Source organism: Winogradskyella ludwigii, assembly GCF_013403985.1.
Lineage (GTDB): Bacteria > Bacteroidota > Bacteroidia > Flavobacteriales > Flavobacteriaceae > Winogradskyella > Winogradskyella ludwigii.
Map to the genome: position 1 here is coordinate 541,253 of NZ_JABFDF010000001.1, position 20,737 is coordinate 561,989.

At 32.5% G+C, this 20,737-nt stretch carries 16 protein-coding genes and 1 tRNA gene; 7 read left to right on the forward strand and 10 right to left on the reverse strand.

Annotated elements, in window-relative coordinates; translation table 11 throughout:
* Nucleotides 1–79 precede the first annotated feature (79 nt).
* The 4 genes from HM981_RS02325 to HM981_RS02340 all read left to right on the forward strand — a co-directional run bounded on the left by HM981_RS02325 (nt 80) and on the right by HM981_RS02340 (nt 3,274).
* Nucleotides 80–241, forward strand: coding sequence for a hypothetical protein (locus tag HM981_RS02325; RefSeq protein WP_179336975.1), 162 nt, complete (start codon nt 80–82; stop codon nt 239–241).
* A gap of 15 nt (nt 242–256) precedes the next feature.
* On the forward strand, nt 257–1,393 hold the full coding sequence (locus HM981_RS02330; protein ID WP_179336976.1) for a hypothetical protein: 1,137 nt from the start codon (nt 257–259) through the stop codon (nt 1,391–1,393).
* 31 nt (nt 1,394–1,424) lie between these two features.
* The gene (locus tag HM981_RS02335) at nt 1,425–2,465 is read left to right on the forward strand and encodes a nucleotidyltransferase family protein (protein ID WP_179336977.1); all 1,041 of its coding nucleotides are present in this window, start codon (nt 1,425–1,427) and stop codon (nt 2,463–2,465) included.
* A 224-nt stretch (nt 2,466–2,689) separates the two neighbouring features.
* A complete protein-coding gene (locus tag HM981_RS02340; RefSeq protein WP_179336978.1) occupies nt 2,690–3,274 on the forward strand; it encodes an outer membrane beta-barrel protein in 585 nt (194 codons plus the stop codon).
* A gap of 103 nt (nt 3,275–3,377) precedes the next feature.
* Here the strand turns inward: HM981_RS02340 and HM981_RS02345 are convergent, their stop codons facing one another.
* Together HM981_RS02345 and HM981_RS02350 are read right to left on the reverse strand one after the other, a co-directional pair.
* Nucleotides 3,378–4,172, reverse strand: a complete 795-nt coding sequence (locus HM981_RS02345) for a gluconate 5-dehydrogenase (RefSeq protein ID WP_179336979.1) — start codon at nt 4,170–4,172, stop codon at nt 3,378–3,380.
* A 58-nt stretch (nt 4,173–4,230) separates the two neighbouring features.
* Nucleotides 4,231–6,609, reverse strand: coding sequence for an outer membrane beta-barrel family protein (locus tag HM981_RS02350; RefSeq protein ID WP_179336980.1), 2,379 nt, complete (start codon nt 6,607–6,609; stop codon nt 4,231–4,233).
* Nucleotides 6,610–6,974: 365 nt separating this feature from the next.
* On the opposite strand from HM981_RS02350, the gene HM981_RS02355 reads away from it, so the two are divergent.
* From HM981_RS02355 to HM981_RS02365, 3 genes are all read left to right on the forward strand, one after another.
* Nucleotides 6,975–8,564, forward strand: coding sequence for an FMN-binding glutamate synthase family protein (locus HM981_RS02355; protein ID WP_179336981.1), 1,590 nt, complete (start codon nt 6,975–6,977; stop codon nt 8,562–8,564).
* Between the two features lie 262 nt (nt 8,565–8,826).
* The gene (locus tag HM981_RS02360) at nt 8,827–10,965 is read left to right on the forward strand and encodes an FUSC family protein (RefSeq protein ID WP_218846237.1); all 2,139 of its coding nucleotides are present in this window, start codon (nt 8,827–8,829) and stop codon (nt 10,963–10,965) included.
* Between the two features lie 125 nt (nt 10,966–11,090).
* On the forward strand, nt 11,091–12,011 hold the full coding sequence (locus HM981_RS02365; RefSeq protein ID WP_179336982.1) for an SdiA-regulated domain-containing protein: 921 nt from the start codon (nt 11,091–11,093) through the stop codon (nt 12,009–12,011).
* Nucleotides 12,012–12,248: 237 nt separating this feature from the next.
* On the opposite strand, the gene HM981_RS02370 is transcribed toward HM981_RS02365, so the two are convergent.
* The 8 genes from HM981_RS02370 to HM981_RS02405 form a co-directional block, all read right to left on the reverse strand.
* A tRNA-Arg gene (locus HM981_RS02370) sits at nt 12,249–12,322 on the reverse strand.
* 39 nt (nt 12,323–12,361) lie between these two features.
* Nucleotides 12,362–12,811 carry a GatB/YqeY domain-containing protein gene (locus HM981_RS02375; protein ID WP_179336983.1) on the reverse strand — a complete coding sequence of 150 codons (450 nt, stop codon included), beginning with the start codon at nt 12,809–12,811 and terminating at the stop codon, nt 12,362–12,364.
* 163 nt (nt 12,812–12,974) lie between these two features.
* The gene (gene ftsZ / locus HM981_RS02380; RefSeq protein WP_179336984.1) at nt 12,975–14,918 is read right to left on the reverse strand and encodes a cell division protein FtsZ; all 1,944 of its coding nucleotides are present in this window, start codon (nt 14,916–14,918) and stop codon (nt 12,975–12,977) included.
* 111 nt (nt 14,919–15,029) lie between these two features.
* Entirely contained in the window at nt 15,030–16,361 is a 1,332-nt protein-coding gene (gene ftsA, locus HM981_RS02385) for a cell division protein FtsA (RefSeq protein ID WP_179336985.1), read from the reverse strand.
* 3 nt (nt 16,362–16,364) lie between these two features.
* Entirely contained in the window at nt 16,365–17,087 is a 723-nt protein-coding gene (locus HM981_RS02390; RefSeq protein WP_179336986.1) for a cell division protein FtsQ/DivIB, read from the reverse strand.
* Nucleotides 17,080–18,426 (reverse strand): UDP-N-acetylmuramate--L-alanine ligase, encoded by a 1,347-nt coding sequence (murC, locus tag HM981_RS02395; protein ID WP_179336987.1) that lies wholly within the window; start codon nt 18,424–18,426, stop codon nt 17,080–17,082. Before murC ends, HM981_RS02390 begins: the two co-directional genes overlap by 8 nt.
* Nucleotides 18,426–19,520: an undecaprenyldiphospho-muramoylpentapeptide beta-N-acetylglucosaminyltransferase gene (murG, locus tag HM981_RS02400; RefSeq protein ID WP_179336988.1), complete on the reverse strand. Its 1,095-nt coding sequence runs from the start codon at nt 19,518–19,520 to the stop codon at nt 18,426–18,428. The genes murC and murG overlap by 1 nt, the downstream gene beginning before the upstream one ends.
* Nucleotides 19,520–20,725, reverse strand: a complete 1,206-nt coding sequence (locus HM981_RS02405; RefSeq protein WP_179336989.1) for an FtsW/RodA/SpoVE family cell cycle protein — start codon at nt 20,723–20,725, stop codon at nt 19,520–19,522. Before HM981_RS02405 ends, murG begins: the two co-directional genes overlap by 1 nt.
* Between the last annotated feature and the right edge of the window lie 12 nt (nt 20,726–20,737).

Genomic DNA, 20,737 nt, shown 5'->3' on the forward strand with positions numbered 1-20,737 from the left:
TATTTAGAAACCTTTAACTATTTTAGGTTGATAAATAAATTAATTTATTATTTTTGAACTCAAATTTAGGGCAAAAGCCATGAAAAAAGAAAACAACTCAGATCAAATCACTCGTAAACAAGCCATTGCAAAAATGGGTAAATATGCTGCAATTACAGCAGTAGGTACTTTTGTGATTTTAAATCCACTTAAGTCACAAGCACAATCACCACCTGATGCAGGAGGAGATCCATTCAGCTAATTTATTGATTATATTTTGAATACTAACTTAGCACCAATGCATGAAAAATTGTTTGGTGAATATTGGGTATTATGGTATGCTATATCTAATAGTTATAGTGTTAATAGTCCTGAGTTTAAGTTACTTTTAGATTCATATTTAGCTTCTAGTACTCAAGATGATTTTTTGGCGACACTTTCAGATGACGTAAGTAACATTGATAAAGTACAGATCTCTGAAGCGTTATTAAAGTATCTAGAAGACTGCAATAGACCTACATCTACGCAGAACAAATTATTGGTTCCTTTAGACTCATCAAAACGTCACATCTCTAAACACTATAACTTCGGTGATAAAACAGTTCAAATTTATTTCGATTCAGAACTCGTTTTAAAAACAATTCATCCCGCTATTTCTCAATACTGCATTGAGAATTATAAAGAAGTCCATACGACGTTCGATATCTATTTAGAAAATGACGAACTGTGCTTATTTATGGATGAGCAATTAATTTCTTGCGTTCCTAAAAAAGATTATCACCATATTCAAGGTAAATTTATTATGCAATTACTCTGTACGTTGCACAATAAAACAGAGCATGATTGGATTGGCACGCTTCACGGATCGACTATTACAGACGGCGAATCCTCTATTCTATTTGTTGGAAAATCTGGAAAAGGAAAAAGCACCTTATGTGCATTACTAGCATCAAATGGTTTTGATTTGTTAGCCGATGATGTATCACCAATACTCTCAGAGAACGAACAGATATATTATAATCCTTCAGCAATTTCAATTAAAAAAGGAGCCTTTGATATATTACAACCTATAGTTAATAATTTTGAAACTCTACCTGTTGTAAATTTTAATAAAAGCAAAGGGAACTTAAAGTATGTACCTTGTGTTAAGCCTAAAAAAGATCATTATCCTTGTCGATCGATTATTTTAGTGAACTACACTCCCAACTCTAAAACTAAATTAGAGGATATATCAGTTAAAGAAATTTTAGAAACTATTATTGAAGATTCTTGGTTATCTCCAAACCCAAAGCATGCTGAACAATTTCTGAATTGGTTAAAGGATGTAAAGCTCTATCAATTAACTTACAGTGATACTGCGAGCGTGTCTGCTGAAATTTCAGAACTATTCAAAGGACTTAACAAATTATATTAATAGCCTATCTTAGTAGAATTGTATGCCAACTATGGATAATTTAACTACTACACATCATTATATTGCTGATATTTTAAGTTTTGAAGTCTCAAATTCAGAATTAGAAAAAACACTTCGCAATTCATCTTTTAATTGGGATGCTATTGTAATAGAAGGTAGTAAACATTTAGTATTGCCTGCGATTTATTGTCGGTTAAGAGAAAAAAAACTTTTACATGTACTTCCTTCAGAATTAAATGTTTACCTAGAAGAATTAACTGCAATAAATAGAAGTAGAAACGAATCAATACTAAAACAAGTAAATTTCATAGCACAATTATTAAACCAACACGCTATAGAATATGTATTTTTAAAAGGCTCTGCACTTCTAGCCCTGGGTTGTTTTCAGGACAATGCAGAACGCATGGTTGGAGATATCGATATTTTAGTGAAAGATTCTCAAATTAATGATGCTTTTCAACTCTTAAAAACAAATGGTTATAACAAAACCTCAGGCTTTGCTTATAAGCAAAAAGATTATAGACACTTAGACCGATTAATTTCTGATCATTACATTGCAGCCATTGAACTTCATTCTCAGCTACTCAATAAAAAGTATTGGTCTTTAATAGATATCCCATCTATATTTACATCAAATTTAGTTATAGATAATATCTCAATTCCAAATGCAGATGTTATGAGTACGCATCAAATATTAGCTAAACAAGTTAATGACAATGGACATTATTATAATTCACTAAGCTTAAAATCTATTTATGATCTTATTATCTTAAAAAAACATAAAGACCCAACATTCATTTCAAATCTATTGAAGTCAAAATATGGACAATCATATGTGGCATTAAGTCAGAATTATTTCAAAGATTTCTCTCATATACCTGCTAATACGTATATGAAATATATCAGATTTTCTCACAATACTCAAGTATCATTTAACCCAATTAATGGATTTATTAAACATATTAAATTTAGTCTGAATTTTATTGGGCATCGTATAACTTTATTGTGTACAAATAAGTACTACACAAAACATATTTTTAATAAAATATTTCGAAACAAAACATCCGTTTGACGTTAAAGTCCTCCATTGACGCTATAATTTTGAAAACGAACACAATAGAAACGATAGAAGGTTTGTAAAAAATGGAGTGTTTTTTTATCAAAAAAAGCCAAAAAGCCTTTAAAATAAGCCAATTTCGCTAAACATTATTTTTTTTGAGTATAATTATGATAACTTTACCACTATTATTTGTTTTATAATTCATAAAGTTTAACTTTGGCCTAAATTATTTTAGTATGAAAAAAATATTTTTCTTAACATTATTATTAGCTTTTACTTTAAATTCATTTGCTCAAAGAAGTAGAGATAAAGGTGACTTATATTTAAGTGTCGGAGTTAATGCTATTAATACATTAGGAACACAGTCTCCATTTAATGACCCAGAAGATTGGAGTTATAAAACACCTATTTCTGTTGCTCTTGAATTTAACTGGTCTGAAAAACTTGCTATAGAACAATCAATAACTTTTAATGGTTTTGATACTAGTTCTCGAGCTGATTTCTCAGCAAACACACCTCTTGAAAAAGATTACAACTATCTATCTATCGATACGAATTTAAAGTATTATTTTGGAGAACACATTTTTGGTAGAAAAGCCGAATGGTTTGACATATACGCTGATGCAGGTATCGGTTTCTTTCATATAGATGAAACTAATATATCAGCAAACCTTGGTGGTGGTGTTTTATTTTGGTTAAACAGATATAGAACTATTGGCTTAAGAGCTCAAACTATCGCTAAATTTGCATTTAACCACTCAGATAGTGGTTATGACAATAATCATTACCAATATCACTTACAACTTATAATTAAGTTATAATTAAGTTATATATATATTAAATAAAAAGAGCTCACAATTGTGAGCTCTTTTTATTTTCCTATTAAAAATTATACCTTAAAATTTTATTCAATATAAATTAAGATTACAACTCATTAGCCGGTTTACCAATGGTCGCTAATATGCCTCCATCTACATAAATAATATGACCGTTAACAAAATCACTAGCCTTAGAGCTTAAAAATATTGCTGCTCCTTGTAAGTCTTCGGGATTTCCCCAACGCTCAGCAGGTGTTCTTGTTATAATGAAATCGTTAAACGGATGACCCTCTTTTCTAATTGGAGCTGTTTGACTTGTTGCAAAATAGCCTGGACCTATTCCGTTAGTTTGAATATTATATTTCGCCCATTCCGTAGCCATACTTTTTGTAAGCATTTTTAAACCACCTTTAGCAGCAGCATAAGCACTGACAGTATCTCTACCAAGCTCACTCATCATAGAACAAATATTAATTATTTTACCTCCACCTCTATTTATCATACCTTTTGCTACGTGTTTAGAAACTATAAACGGAGCAACTAAATCAACATTTATTACGGCTTCAAAATCTGCAACTTCCATATCTATAATAGACGTCCTTTTAATAATACCTGCATTATTTACTAAAATATCTATAGCACCAACTTCAGTTTCAATCTTTAATATTGCATTTTGTACTTCTTTTTCATTAGTTACATTAAATAAGTAACCATATGCATCAATACCTTCAGCCTTATAATCGCTTACAGCTTTATCTAACTTATCTTGAGATGAATTTCCATTAACGATCACTTTTGCTCCAGCATGACCTATACCTTTTGCCATCGCCATTCCTAATCCATGAGTTGAACCTGTAACCAAAGCTACTTTTCCTGTTAAATCGAATAAATTAATTGACATTTTCTAATTTGTTATGAGTTCTATTATGGTATGTATTAAAAATATGAAAAAATAGTAACTATCGTCGTCTTCCTCCAGAATACGTCATGGCTTCGCCTTTACCAAAACCATAACTTATACCTAAGGTAATAAAACGACCTCTTTTACTAAAAGTATAAGTCTCAAAGGTTGCCTGAGATACTGTATTTTCCGAAATTCGAGATTCAAATAAATCACGTACGCCTAAATTAGCAATGGCTTTTCCTTTAAATATTTTTTTTCGGATTCCTAAATCTAAATACGCAAAACCTGTTACATCTCCCTGAATAGTTTCGTAACCAGATTGATAATTCCCTGTTAATTCTAAATCAATATCTGCTGGCAATCCAATTTTAGAACCTAATCGTGATGACCATTGGCGACCAGAGAAATCAAACGATTGTGATTGAAACGTACCTACGCGATCAAAATAATTAAAATTAAAATCTCCTGTAAATGTGAGCCATTTGTTTGGGCTGTATTTTCCATTGGTTTCAAAACCAGTAGAAGCGTTTGTACCAATGTTTTGAGGTGTGGTAATAGTTACGTTATCGTTAAAAGTTGATACACGCTCTACAACTTCGGTCGTGTATTTATGGTAGATGCTAGAGCTAAAAGATGCTTTACCTAGTCTATAAATACTAGTTAACTCATAAGAATCTGTAAACTCAGGTTGCAAATCTGGGTTTCCTTGACGAATATTAAAATTGTTACTTATATTAAAAAAGGGATTCAAGTCCCATAACCTTGGTCTAAAGATTCGTCTTGAATATCCTGCCTGAAATGAGGTATTATCACCTACTTTATATGAGGAGTGCAAGGATGGGAAATAATCTGTAAATTTTTGAGAATTGGATACGTTTGTATTTGTCAAAACAGTATTTAAATCGGTATTTTCTATTCTTAAACCAGCTTTTAATCCCCATTTTTCAAGTTCATAAGATCCCGTAAAATAGACTCCTAATACTTTTTGATTGTATTCGAAATTATTGGTAAGATCGTTATTAACAACATAACTTCCCCCTGTTAAATCTCTAACTTCATAATCATTGCCTACATCATTAATCACATACTGAGCTCCTGCTTCAATTGTATAAGTTTCAGATAAAGGGTTTGTATAATCTGCCTTAAATGTATAATCTGATTGTTGAAAATTTGTTTCTGTTTGCTGATCACTTCCAACGTCAGTTCCAGATAACATTGTATTTACAAACTGAGATGATTGATCTTTCCCAAAAAACCGTCCTAATGCACTAAATTGTAATGAATGCTCATCGTCGTCGTCAAACTGTGTCTTATAATTTAGCTCATATTGATACTTTGGATTTGTGGCTTCCGTTGTTTCATTTCTTAACCAACTTGACACAAGTGAATTAGTAGAATCAAAAAATCTAAATTTTGTATCTGACGGTTGATCTTCAATTTCATAAGCTAAATTCCCTGATAAGGTAATCACATTTCGTTCGTTTATATGGTAATCTGTACCTAGAGTTAGGTTATAAAATGTTTCATTTCTGTAAGATGTACCGTCACTAAAAACAACTTCATCACTAATTAAATCCCTATTTATGGCTTCATTTTCTCGCGGTAAGGAACGGTACCCAACTCCCATTTGAGTAAATAAATTAAACTTTTCTGTTCTACGATTAAGACTTAAACCAATACTATGGTTATCTGGAATTCCTGTATTAGCAGATACAGAACCATTCCATCCTTTTTTCTCTTCTTTTTTCAATATAATATTTAAAATACCAGCTGTTCCTGAGGCTTCGTACTTAGCGGAAGGGTTGGTAACAACTTCAATACTTTCAATCATATCTGCTGTTATAGTTCCTAAAGCATTACTAGATTCATCTGCTAAAACCGATGGTTTTCCGTTGATTAATATCTGAACACCAGAACTGCCACGTAAACTAACTTCACCTTCAATATTAACGTTTACGGAAGGCACATTACTTAGTACCTCTAATGCACTTGCACCTGTGCTGCTAATATCTTTACCAATATTAAACACACGTTTATCTAACTTAAACACCGTTTTGGACACTTCACCTGTAATAAGAACCTCATCAAGCACTTCGTTGTCTTCTAAAAGCTTAATGATGCCTAAATCGATTTTAGCATTTTTAACTTTAAAATCAGAGATTTTTTTAGTTTTATAGCCCATAAAACTTATTTCGATATAAAAATTAGATGAATCTGTGGTGATACTAAATTTACCGTTTTCATCTGTTGTGGTTCCTGAAATTATACCTTTAGTATCTATATCATAAAGCGCAATAGTCACATAAGGAATTGGTTGAGAATTGTCTTCTTCAACTAAAACTCCAAAAACCTCAACATCATCATCCTGAGAAAATCCAATACTAGACATAATTAATAGTCCTAAGTAAAGTGATTGTTTTATAAAAATATTCATGATGTATTAAGTTATTTTAAATCTTAACCTGTCTAAATTATACATTAACAGCAAGAAATTACAGTATTCAGTGAAAATCACGAAAATATATAGCACTAAGAACAACTCCAAAACCGTGAAAAGACACTAACAAAGGTATCGTTTTTTGAATCTATAGCCTTACCATTTTGCAGTAGAACCAAAGCTTAATTTATTATTACTAATTCAGGTAAAACCCTATCTTAAAACGTTTTATCACAACCAGAATTTATATTACAATAGATGTTGATTTCTAAAAACATCAGGTCTATAATAACAAACTATTAATCTATAATGTTTTATTTGATTACGTAATACTATCTTTGCACTTTCTTAAAATTAACAATATGAAAGTTCGTGAATATTTTATTTTAATTTCTATAGTGCTAACACTAGCAACAATAGGACTAGCTCAAATTTGGCTACCAGCACTATGGTTTTTTCTAATATTAGGACCATTAATTATAATGGGGCTTTTCGATATTTTTCAGACCTCACACACGATAAGACGTAACTTTCCACTTTTAGGTCGATTTAGATATATTTTAGAATCTATACGACCTGAAATAATGCAATATTTTGTTGAAACAGATACGCAAGGACGACCTCTAAACAGAATCTTAAGATCTTTAATATATCGAAGAGCCAAAGGAGAGAACGACACAGAACCTTTTGGCACACAGATGGATCTATATCATTCTGGTTACGAATGGCTAGAACACTCAATGTATGCCAAACATAATCCAAAAGATATTGGTGAATTTCCTCGTTTGATAATTGGTGGTAAAGACTGTAAACAACCTTATTCTTCGAGCTTACTGAACATTTCTGCTATGAGTTTTGGATCGTTAAGTAAAAATGCAGTTCTCGCTTTAAATAAAGGTGCTAAAATGGGGAATTTTGCACATAACACAGGCGAAGGTGCTATAAGTAATTATCACTTAGAGCATGGTGGCGATTTAATTTGGCAAGTTGGTACAGGATATTTTGGTTGTAGGCATGATGATGGTACGTTTAATGACGTTACTTTTAGAGAGAATGCTTTAAGACCAGAAGTTAAGATGATAGAAATAAAACTATCTCAAGGTGCCAAACCTGGTCATGGTGGTATTTTACCAGCTTCAAAAAACACTGAAGAGATTGCTAAAATAAGACATGTAAAACCTGGAGTTGCAGTACATTCTCCACCTTCGCATTCTGCATTTTCTGATCCTATTCAGTTTATGAATTTTATTAAAAAATTGAGAGCGCTTTCAGATGGAAAACCTGTTGGTTTTAAATTATGCCTTGGTAGAAAACAAGAATTTATGGATTTTTGTGAAGCTATGATTTTTACAGGTATTCTTCCTGATTTTATCACTGTCGATGGTGGAGAAGGAGGAACAGGTGCTGCACCTGTTGAGTTTTCTAACTCTATGGGAATGCCATTACGTGAAGGTCTTATTTTTGTTCATGATACTTTAGTTGGTTTTGGACTTAGAAAAGACATTAAAGTTATTGTTGCTGGAAAAATAATCACAGGTTTCCACATGGCTAGAGCTTTAGCCTTAGGTGCAGATGGCTGTAATAGTGCACGTGCTATGATGTTGTCTATTGGTTGTATTCAAGCATTACAATGTAATACTAATACGTGTCCAGTTGGTGTTGCAACTCAAAACCCATCTTTAGTAAAAGGGTTAGTTGTAGAAGATAAAGCACCAAGAGCAAAACGCTATCACGAAGCAACAATTCATAGTTTTCTGGAACTTGTCGCTGCTGCAGGACTTAATAATCCGGCGGAATTAACACGTGATCATATTAGTAAAAGGGTTGGACTTTATGATGTAAAAACATACCATGATATCTATCCTCCAATTGAAGAAGGATCATTATTAAACATTGATACTATACCTGATGATTATAAGAAATTTTTTCAGCTTACACGTATTATGAAATAATTACTAAATAATTATATTATTTTTTTTGACATAGCTTCAGCATAAAAATTGTTCTAAATTTTTATGCTGAAGTCGTTTTAAGTACGTTTTACAATCTTCATCACCTACCTTATTTCCAACACAAAAATATAGCGAGCGTATTTATTCAAGTTGTACCTTTACGTGCAACCCTAAAATTATTAATCCCATTTTTAAGTTAATACAAAAACAAACCAAAGAATTAATAGAGTTCTTTAAAAGCACTAGCTTTTCAAAAGCTGTATTGATTGGTATTGCTGTGACGACTCCTATTGTTTTAGGCCTCACAACTAATCATTTTGAAATAGGACTTGCGCTATGTTTTGGTGCCTTTTGGTGCTCTCCAAGCGACGTAAGTGGGAGTCTTAAACATAAACAAATTGGTATTCTTTTTTCTGCTATTTTAGTGGTTATAATTAGTTTTATTGGAGGTTACCTTAATATTTCAAATTTCTTCCTCTTTCCTATTTTAGGGTTATTAACGTTTAGTATTGCTTTCATTTCAATTTATGGTTTTAGAGCTTCCTTAATTAGCTTTTCAGGCTTATTGGCTTTGGTTTTGAGTTTTGCTCATACTTCAGAAACTTTGGAAGTCTACGAATATGCACTGCTAATTGGTGTTGGTGGCTTGTGGTATTTGGTATTATCTACACTTTGGTTTTATATGAATCCAAAAGCCCAAACCAAAGAAACCTTAACTGAAACTTTTATACTGACGTCTAATTTTTTAAATATAAGAAGACAACTTATAGGCGAACAACCCAACCGAACAGATTTGCAAACTCAGTTAATGACAGTACAAAGTCAACTTACTGAGCATCATGCTACCTTACGAGAAATCTTGATTTCATCACGTAAAAGTTCAGGAAAGTCTAACTATCATGGCAAACGTTTATTGGTTTTTGTTCAATTAATAGAACTATTAGAAACTGCCATTGCCAACCCTGTAAATTATGATAAAATGGATGCGCTTTTTGAAGTTCATGCTGAATTTAAAACTGATTTTCAGGAGTTATTATCCGAATTGTCGCGTCAATTGTGTGCCATTGCAAAAAACCTTAACAAACCAAGTCAATTCCCACCTAACAAAATACTTTCTGATGCTTTTAAAGTTCTCGAAAATGACATCTTGAAATTAAAAATAGAAGATCATCTTGAAGACTACGAAAACTATTTAATGCTTCAAAACTTCTTGGATTACCAAAAGAAACAATTTGAAAAACTAAAGAAAATAAAATGGCTTTTAGGAAATCCTGAATTGACTTCTGAAGATTATATAAAAAAAGACAAATTAAAACGTTTCATTGAATCGCAAGATTACAATCCTAAATTACTACTTAGAAATTTCAGTTTAAAATCTACCATTTTCAAACATTCACTGCGGTTAGCTCTAACTGTAATGTTAGGGTATGGTATTGGATTATTATTCGATTTTCAGAATCCATATTGGATTATACTTACCATTATAGTAATAATGCGTCCAAGTTATGGACTTACAAAAACCCGTTCTAAAGATCGTATGATTGGAACCTTAATTGGTGCCGTTTTAGCCAGTGCGTTAGTACTTTTAGTGCATGATCCTTATGTTTACGGAGCTATTGGTATTCTGTCATTAGTCATTGCATTTTCCATGGTGCAGAAAAACTACAAAGCATCTGCAACGTTTATAACGCTCAGTGTTATATTTATCTATGCCATTTTACAGCCTGAAATTATAAAAGTTATACAGTTTAGAGTTTTAGATACATTCATTGGTGCTGTAATTTCATTTATGGCCATGCGTTGGCTTTTACCTGCTTGGTCGTTTATGGATATTGGCGATAATATAAAAGATAGTTTAAAAGCTAATACCACATTTTTTAAATCTATTAGCAACTATTATCAGAAAAAAGGTGCAATACCAACAAGCTTAAAAGTAAATAGAAAAGACGCGTTTTTACAAACTTCGAATTTAAGTTCTGCATTTCAGCGTATGGCACAAGAACCAGAATCTAAACAAAATCATATTGACGATATTTATGAACTAGTGGTTATTAATCATTCTTTTCTAGCCTCTCTAGCGTCGTTGAGTACTTACATTCAAAACTATTCAACAACAAAAGTTTCGGAAGATTTTATACTAATCTCAGATAAAATAATAGCTAATCTTGATGATGTTTGCTCGCAATTAAAAGTTATTAATTTTGAGAGTTCAAAAACTAGCTCTTCAACATTTACACCTGAACCATTTACGTTTCCAGTACATAGACTTATAAATGATACAATACAAAAATTCGATAGTGAACACACGCACAAAGAAGCACATTTAATTTGGGAACAACTTTATTGGTTATATAGTCTGAGTGAAAAAATGCTAAAATTAACCTATAAATTAAAAGAATAAGCCATCACTCTACGACCATGCTATTTTAATATAATAGACCAATGGAAGTCCCTAAAATGTTAATTTAGTGTCAATATCTACACCTATTAAAGGGCTTTATGGATTGATTTTATTAAATTACATCTATGCTTAAAAACACTTTAAAAAAACTTAAATCTAACATTACAGCTATCCTTGTAGCCAGCTTTGGTATTATAATGCTGGCTTTGCAAATACCAGTAACTAATGCGCTGGTTAAAAGAAGTGCTAATATTGATGCCAAATATGCACCCTTTTACAAAATTAAAAACACCTATAACTTACCAGAGAGTTTAAATGAAATCAGTGGACTTTATTGGGTTAGTAATAATGTTTTTGCATGTATCCAAGATGAAGACGGCATTCTTTTTATTTATGACGTGAGTAAGAATAAAATTATAAACCGAATAAAATTTGCAGGCTCTGGTGATTATGAAGCTTTAACCTTAAATAAAGATGATGCTTATGTCATGCGTAGCGATGGAGTAATTTATGAAATAAAAAACTACGTTTCTGAAGATCGTGAAATTTCAAAATTTGAAACCCCTTTTAACGAAGATAATAACATAGAGAGCTTAACTTTTGATAAGCAAAATAATAGATTACTTACCATACCAAAAGATGAAGACCTTGGGCGCAAACACTTTAAATCTATCTATCAAATTCCGTTAAACACCAAACAAATGGATAGTTTACCATTTGTTAAAATTGATTTAAAGGCCGATATATTTAAAGAATATAGACATAAAAAAATAGAAAAGACTTTTAACCCTTCGGATATCGCTATTCATCCAAAAACAAAAGATATTTACATCTTAGAAGGTAAAAAGCCAAAGCTACTGGTCTTAAATAGTAAAGGAAAAGTATTAAAAGTGCATGAACTAGATAAACGTAAATTTGCTCAACCAGAAGGTATTGCTTTTAGTAAAGATGGACGTTTATTTATTGCTAACGAAGCGACAGACAGCAAAGCTAACATTATTGAAATTCAGATAAAAGAGTCTAAGAAAAGTACTAAAAAAAACTAAGTATTTATGATATTGTAACATCATAAAACCTAACAATCGTTTTACTCCCATTAAGTTCTAGATTGAAAACTCTAGCGCAACAAAAAAACGCTCAAGCGAGCTTACAATCTATTCTTTTAAAACAACACGAAGCTTAGGGGATTGCTGCGCATCCCTTAAGCTCCGTCTTGAAAATAGTTTCAACAAAAAAAACGCTCAAGCTAGCTTGGCGTTTTTTCTATTGAAACTATTTATTCGTGACCGCGAAGGGATTCGAACCCCCAACCCTCAGAGCCGAAATCTGATATTCTATCCAGTTGAACTACGCAGCCATTGATTTCCTGTAAAAACAGGACTATTTTTTTATTGTCTTATGATAATTTCGCTTTTACAATACTCGAAATTGTTTTACCATCTGCTTTTCCTGCTAAGGCTTTACTTACCATTCCCATTACTTTTCCCATATCTTTCATGCCTTCTGCACCAGTTGCTGCAATTGTTTTCATGACTTCTTCTGAAATTTCTTCTTCAGAAAGTTGTGCTGGTAAAAACTGACTAATTATTTCTGCTTGTGCTATTTCTGGATCTGCCAAATCATTTCGGTTTTGCTCCAAAAATATAGCAGCACTATCTTTACGCTGCTTTACCATTTTAGACAAGATTTTTATTTCTTCGTCCTTAGATATCTCTTCTTTAGAACCTGAAGCCGTTTGTGCTAATAATAATTCTGATTTTACAGCCCTTAAAGCAGCCAATGCTGTTTGATCTTTTGCTTTCATTGCTGCTTTCATCGCAGTCATAACATCTACTTGTAAACTCATAATATGTTGCTTTAATAAGAACTGCGAAGATAGTAAAAAGATTCTCATAGCTTATGCAGAATAAGACATAACCTCTAAAATTTAAGCCAAAAAAAAGTCCAAAAAGTTATACTCACTTTTTGGACCAGACATTGGTATTTTACACCATAAATTAAACTTGCTATTAATCTACATTATCGTGTAAAAATGAATTATTACTTCTTAACTGTATGTCGTCGTTTTCGTCGGTTCCAACAGACATTCTCGAAGTTCTAGTTTCTGAAGAATGCTGCGCATCTTCTAAATTAACACCTTGTCTTTTGTAAGCAGGTTCTTTTTCAATTTCATTTATTTTAGCGTTATTAAACTTATAATTGAAATCTTTCATTTTACGTCTACGCTCATCTGCACGAGCTACAAGTAACTCAGAGATAGGACTGTTCATTGGGTCAATCTCTTCCTCTTTTATTTCTGCAGTTTCACGAACAGGAAGTGTTTTCTTTTCAAAAACAATTTCTTCCTTTACTTCTGTTTTTTCATTTTTGGTATTAATAGTTGATTCAAATGTTTCAAAATCATCTAAAGCATATCGCTTTTCACCTTCGTTATTTACCTCAGTTACTGGGATAATTTCAACCGGTTCATTAACCTTTATTTCTTTAACTTCTTCATCTAAGCTAAAGAACATTTTTTCTTCAGCTTTTGGCTCTTCAACCTGTTCTGGCTCTTTTTTAGCTAAAGGTAAATCGAATGAAAATGTGATTTGCTCTTCTTGTACTTCTTCAATTGTTTCTTCGGCTTTATTAACTATAGGAGTAATAACAAAGTCCTCTGGCTCAATTGTAGCTTCTGCTTTTGAATCTAAAACTTCATCATAAACCACATTCATATTTCTTAAGAAATCTGTAGTAGTTATTAAATCCGTTCCTTCATTTTCTTGGACTTTAGATTCCGTTTTAACATCTTCTACATCATCTTCAATTAAAGTATGACGTACAATTGGTGCTTCTTTTACTTCTTCTAAAACGATATCTGGAGTAATAATAGCAGGCACTTTTTCTGGTGTACTAATACCTGTTTCCTTAACTTCTTCTAAAGCGTGAATAACCTTTTTTGTTTCCGTATTAGAAATCTCATTTTGCTGATCGATATCAAATCCTGTTGCAATAATAGTTACAGAAATAGATTCTTGTAACTCATCATCTTCACCAACACCCATGATTATATTGGCTCCATGACCTGCTTCAGTTTGAATATGATCATTGATTTCTCCGATCTCATCAATAGTAATTTCTTGAGAACCAGAAACGATTAGCAACAATACGTTTTTGGCACCTGTAATTTTATTATCGTTAAGTAATGGAGAATCCAAAGCATTCATAATCGCTTCTTGCGCTCTAGTTTGACCAGAAGCTGTAGCAGATCCCATAATCGCTGTTCCACTATTACTTAAAACGGTTTTAGCATCACGTAAATCAATATTCTGAGTATAGTGATGTGTTATAACTTCTGCAATACCTCGAGAGGCTGTAGATAATACTTCGTCTGCTTTAGAGAAACCTGCTTTAAACCCAAGGTTTCCGTAAACTTCACGAAGTTTATTATTATTAATAACAACTAATGAATCTACATGCTGACGTAATTTTTCGATACCACGTTGCGCTTGCTCGTTACGCATTTTACCTTCAAATTGAAAAGGCATAGTAACAATACCAACAGTAAGAATATCAAGTTCTTTAGACATTTTAGCAATAACTGGTGCTGCTCCTGTACCTGTACCACCACCCATTCCTGCAGTGATAAATATCATTTTAGTATTGGTATCCAACATTCGTCGAATGTCTTCTAAGCTTTCTATTGCAGCTTCTTCCCCAACATCTGGATTGGCTCCTGCACCTAATCCCTCTGTTAAATTAACACCTAGTTGTATTTTGTTTGGAACACCACTGTTATGTAATGCTTGAGAATCTGTATTACAGATTACAAAATCAACTCCTTTGATACCTTGTTGAAACATATGATTGATGGCATTACTACCACCTCCACCAACACCAATTACTTTTATGACGTTTGATTGATGCTTTGGCAAATCAAATGAAATGTTTCCAAATTCGTTGCTGTTACTCATTTTATTATGGGTTTTCTATTATTCTATTCTTTATAAGTATAAACAGGTTATTAACGGCTCATACAGTACTCTTAATTTATTCTAATCTAATAAGTTTGAATATAAATACGGTTATTCCGCATTATCTAAAAACTTTTTAACACCCTCTGTTAATTTATCTAAAAACGAACGCCGCTCTTTTATGGGCTCTGGAATTACAGGCTCATCTACTATTGTTTTTGTAGGTTCCTCTTCTAATTCTGCAATTACTTCCTCTTCAATTTCTTCTTCTTTTTTACGCTCTTGACGTTTTAAACCATCCATTACTAAACCAACTGCTGTTGCGTATAATGGACTTGCAATATCTTCGTCACTATCACCAGCCAAATGCTCGTTAGGATAACCTATTCTGGTATCCATACCTGTGATATATTCAACTAATTGCTTTAAATGCTTTAACTGACTTCCGCCACCTGTTAAAACAATACCTCCAATTAATTTCTTTTTCTGCTCGTCGTGACCGTAATTTTTTATTTCAACATAAACTTGTTCTATAATTTCCACGACTCTAGCATGAATAATTTTAGATAAATTCTTTAAAGTAATTTCTTTTGGTTCTCTTCCTCTTAATCCTGGAATAGATACAATCTCATTATCCTTATTTTCTCCTGGCCATGCAGACCCAAACTTCACTTTTAAAAGTTCGGCTTGCTTTTCAATAATAGAACAGCCTTCTTTAATATCTTCAGTAATTACGTTTCCACCGAAAGGTATAACTGCTGTATGACGAATAATGCCGTCTTTAAAAACCGCTAAATCTGTGGTTCCACCTCCTATATCAATTAACGCAATACCTGCTTCTTTCTCTTCTCTACTTAATACTGCATTTGCAGAAGCTAAAGGTTCTAACGTGATACCTTCTAACGTTAAACCAGCACTTTTTATACAACGCCCAACATTTCTAATTGAAGACACCTGACCAACTACAACATGAAAATTAGATTCTAATCGTCCGCCATACATACCAATGGGCTCTGTGATTTCAGATTGACCATCAATTTTAAATTCTTGTGGTAAAACATGAATAATCTCTTCACCAGGCAGCATAACTAACTTATGAACTTGGTTAATTAAACGATCTATATCCTCTTCATCAATAACTATATCAGAATTTGGTCTCGTGATATAATCACTATGTTGTAAACTACGAATATGCTGACCAGCAATCCCAACGGTAACCTGATCAATTTTCTCGGAAGCCGCAGCTTCTGCTTCTTGCACAGCTTGTTGAATAGACTGAATCGTTTGGGTGATATTATTAACCACACCACGATGCACTCCCATACTTTTGGCTTTACCTAAACCTAAAATCTCAACTTTATCGTACTCATTTTTGCGACCAATCATGGCCACAATCTTAGTGGTTCCTATATCTAGACCTACCGAAATATTTTGCTTTTCCATGGTTTACTTTTTGGTGCAAATAACTTGTTTATCAAACTTTAGATTAACTACCGCATAGTCGCCTAAAATTTTGTCTTTTAATGCTTTTTGATAAAAAGCTTTAAAATTATTTATCTTTTTTTCGAGCTGATTTAAAGTTCCTAAATGAACAATAAAATCATTTTTTCGAATTTTAAAATCAATGGTTTTATCGTCGTTTTGACGAATCTCAATGATATGTTTCTTTAAGAAATCATCTTCGTCTACAGTTTTTGCAAATTGAAAGACTGTTTTGAGCTGATTTTTCTCAATATTTCCTGTAACAAACGGTACTCTTGCCGTATAATTATAGGACAAAGGCATAAAGCCACCTTCATCATCTATATAATAAGATGAATTAGTGTTAACTCTAGCTATAGGTCTTTTTTGTTCAATTTCAGCTGAAAGCTCACCGTTTACTGACATAAACACTTCCGCTTGCTTGATCATTGGATTAGATTTCAGGGCAGATTCTAATTTGTTCAAATCTATAATTTCTTTAGGTTGATTTGAGACCGATTCTTGATTTTGTATTAACAATTTACTAACATTTGTATCTGTTATAAATAATTTGTTTTCGCCCAAGAATATTATGTTAGGCTCACTCACTTTTCTAGTCTTATTTCTTTGATTAGAAAACGCGAATAAAAAGCTCACCAAAACCACTAAAACGATGACCTTAATATAGTTATAATTAATTTTAAACATAGAGCGCTTCTTTTATGTGTTTAACTTCCGCTCCAATATCTCCGGCTCCAATTGTTAAAACGATTTGAGCATCAGATTTTTTTATCTCATCAATTATATGAGACTTTTGAATTAATTTTTTATTCGGATTATTTATTTTATCAAAAAGCCATTTTGAGGTTACTCCTTCAATAGGCAATTCTCTTGCTGGATAAATATCTAAAAGCAATAATTCATCAAATTTAGAAAGGCTTTCTGCAAATTCATCTACAAAATCTTTTGTTCTAGTAAATAAATGGGGTTGAAAAATCGCCAATACTTTTTTATTTGGATACATTTCTCTAACTGCCTGATAAACGGCTTTAATTTCTTCAGGGTGATGCGCGTAATCATCTATAAAAACAAAATCGTCCGTTTTAATCTGATACGTAAATCGTCGTTTTACTCCCTTGTAAGATTCTAAACCTTTAGAAAGCTCCTTAACTGAACAACCATAATCTAAAGCCATAGCCATTGCAATTGTAGCATTGGACAAATTATGCCTTCCTGGTAAACTAAATTTTAAATCTTTATAGATTCCGCTTGGAGTTTTTAAGTCGAAAACATAACTACCATTTTCTATGGTTATATTTTGTGCGCTATAATCAGAATCATCTTCAATGCCATACGTAATCCCTTTTAGAGGCAAACCATTTCTCACAAATAGCTTCCCATTTGGCTTAATACATTCCGTAAAATCCTTAAACGTTTTTACCAATTCTTCAGCATTGCCATAAATATCTAAATGATCTGCATCCATTGATGTGATACACGCTAAATCTGGCGATAAGGTTAAAAATGAACGATCAAACTCATCTGCTTCTACAACCGTTACTTCTGTTCCGTTTATAATTAAATTAGAATTATAATTCTCTCCTATTCCACCTAAAAATGCCGTAACAGGCGCATTACACACCTTTAATAAATGACCCAAAATACTTGTCGTGGTTGTTTTACCATGCGTACCTGCAACAGCCAAACAAACTGTTTGCTTTGTGATTTCTCCTAAAATCGCAGAACGTTTTAAAACATTGAACTGCTTCGTGTTAAAATAATTAAATTCCGAATGACCCTTTGGAATCGCAGGAGTGTACACCACAAGTGTGTCTTCTGGGTTTAAAAATGCACTAGGTACCTTTTCAATATTATCTTCAAAATGAATTTGAACTCCTAAATCTTCAAGCGCATTAGTGATTTCGGTTGGCGTTTTGTCATAACCAGCTACTTGCTTACCATTAGCCACGAAATAACGCGCAATCGCACTCATTCCTATGCCTCCGACACCAATAAAATAGACGTTATTTATACTACCGAAATTCATTATTTATTTAATAATTTTTCAACTTCATCCACAATATCCTTAGTCGCATTTACTAAGGCTAAAGCTTTGATATTTTTACTTAATTCGTTTTGCTTGTCTTGGTTTGAAATTAATTCTGAAAATTCATTTTGAAAATCAGTATCCAAATCTTTCTCTTTTATTAAAATCGCTGCATTTTTATCTGCAACCGATTTTGCATTTTTAGTTTGATGGTCTTCTGCCACATTTGGTGACGGAATAAAAACAACTGGTTTTCCTACAATACACAATTCTGAAACCGAAATTGCTCCTGCTCTAGAAATGATTATATCTGAAGCTGCATAAGCCAAATCCATTTGATTTAAAAACGCATGAACTTGTACATTTTGCAATTCATTATGCTTCTTATATTGATCGTAATACAATTTTCCGCATTGCCATATTACTTGAATACCTTTAGCCTCAAAAAATTCGAGATTAGATTCAATTAATTGGTTGATGCGCCTTGCACCTAAACTTCCACCTAAAACCAAAAGTGTTTGTCTATCTTCTTTCAAATTGAAAGCATTCTTACCTTCAACTTGTTTATTCTTTACTTCTAGCAAATCTTTTCTAATCGGATTTCCTGTCAGTTTAATTTTATCTTTTGGGAAGAATTTCTCTAACCCTTCATAAGCCACACAAATAGTATTCACTTTTTTTGAAAGTAACTTGTTGGTGATTCCTGGAAATGAATTCTGTTCTTGTATTAAACTCGGAATTCCTTTTGAAGACGCCACCTGCAATAAAGGTCCACTTGCAAAACCACCTGTTCCAATAACTGCATCTGGTTTAAACTTCTTTATAATTTTTCTAGATTTCAACAAACTACTTATCAGCTTAAAAGGAAATGCTAAATTCTTTAAAGTCAATTTGCGTTGAATTCCAGAAATCCATAAGCCTTCGATTTTATAACCAGCTTGTGGCACTTTATCCATTTCCATACGATCTGAAGCACCAACAAAAAGGAATTCTGCATCTGGATAGCGCGACTTTAATTCGTCTGCAATAGCAACTGCAGGATAAATATGTCCTCCTGTGCCTCCACCTGATAATATGAATTTGTAGTTACTCATTAAATTGCTTCACTTAAAATAGACAAAGGATTATCCTCTGATTCTTCTTGTTCTTTTAATTCTTCACGTTTTGCGCTAACACTTAATATAATTCCTATAGCCAAACACGTCATCCAAATAGATGTACCACCACTACTTATTAATGGTAAAGTTTGACCTGTAACCGGAAATAATTCTACAGCAACTGCCATATTAATTAAGGCTTGAAATACAATAGGTAAGCCAACACCTAAAACTAATAATTTACCAAATATGGTATCTGATTTCTGACTCACAATAACAATCCTAAATAACAACCACGAGTACAGCACTAATAAAAAGATACCTCCATACAATCCATATTCTTCAATTATAATCGCAAAAATAAAATCTGAAGACGACTGTGGCAAAAAATTCTTCTGTACACTTTTCCCTGGTCCTAATGGTGTAATTCCTGTTGCAATAGCAATTTTTGCTTTTTCAATTTGATAATCTGCCTCTGTATCTTCTCCATTCGCAAAATTCTCAATTCGGCTAATCCAAGTATCTACACGATTAGGCATCGCGTCTGGAAATGCTTTAGCCACAAGAATAAATAACGTCAACGAAAGTATTCCTGTACCTATAATCACTAAAAGGTATTTTATAGGATAACCACCAATAAATGCCAACATCATAATCATAGTAAACATTATAGCCGTTGTAGAGAAATTTGCTGGTAAAATAAGAATCAGGATTAAAAAAACGGGTCCCCAAAGTGGCAATAATGATTCCTTAAAACTCACGTCTTTATCTTTAATTTTAGACAAATAACGTGCGACATAAGCCATTAAAACCACAGCTGCCAATGTTGACGTTTGAAACGACATATTAACTATAGGAATCTGTATCCAACGACTCGCATTAGCACCATCAATTGTAGTTCCCTGAAGCATTGTAACTAATAATAACACAAACACTATTGGAACCATAACCATAGACAAGCCACGGAAATATTTGTAGGGTACTTTATGAATACCAAACATGATCACAAAGCCCAAAAACAAATGCATAAAATGCTTTATAAAGAACGAAAACGTACTGGTATTTCCACCATGATAAGCTAAATTACTCGCAGCACTATACACAGGCAAAAATGAAAATATAGACAACAACGTGACTATAGCCCAAATGGCTCTATCTCCCTTTATTTGTTTGAATATGTTTTGTGTTTTCTGATTTAACATCTTAGCTAAGAC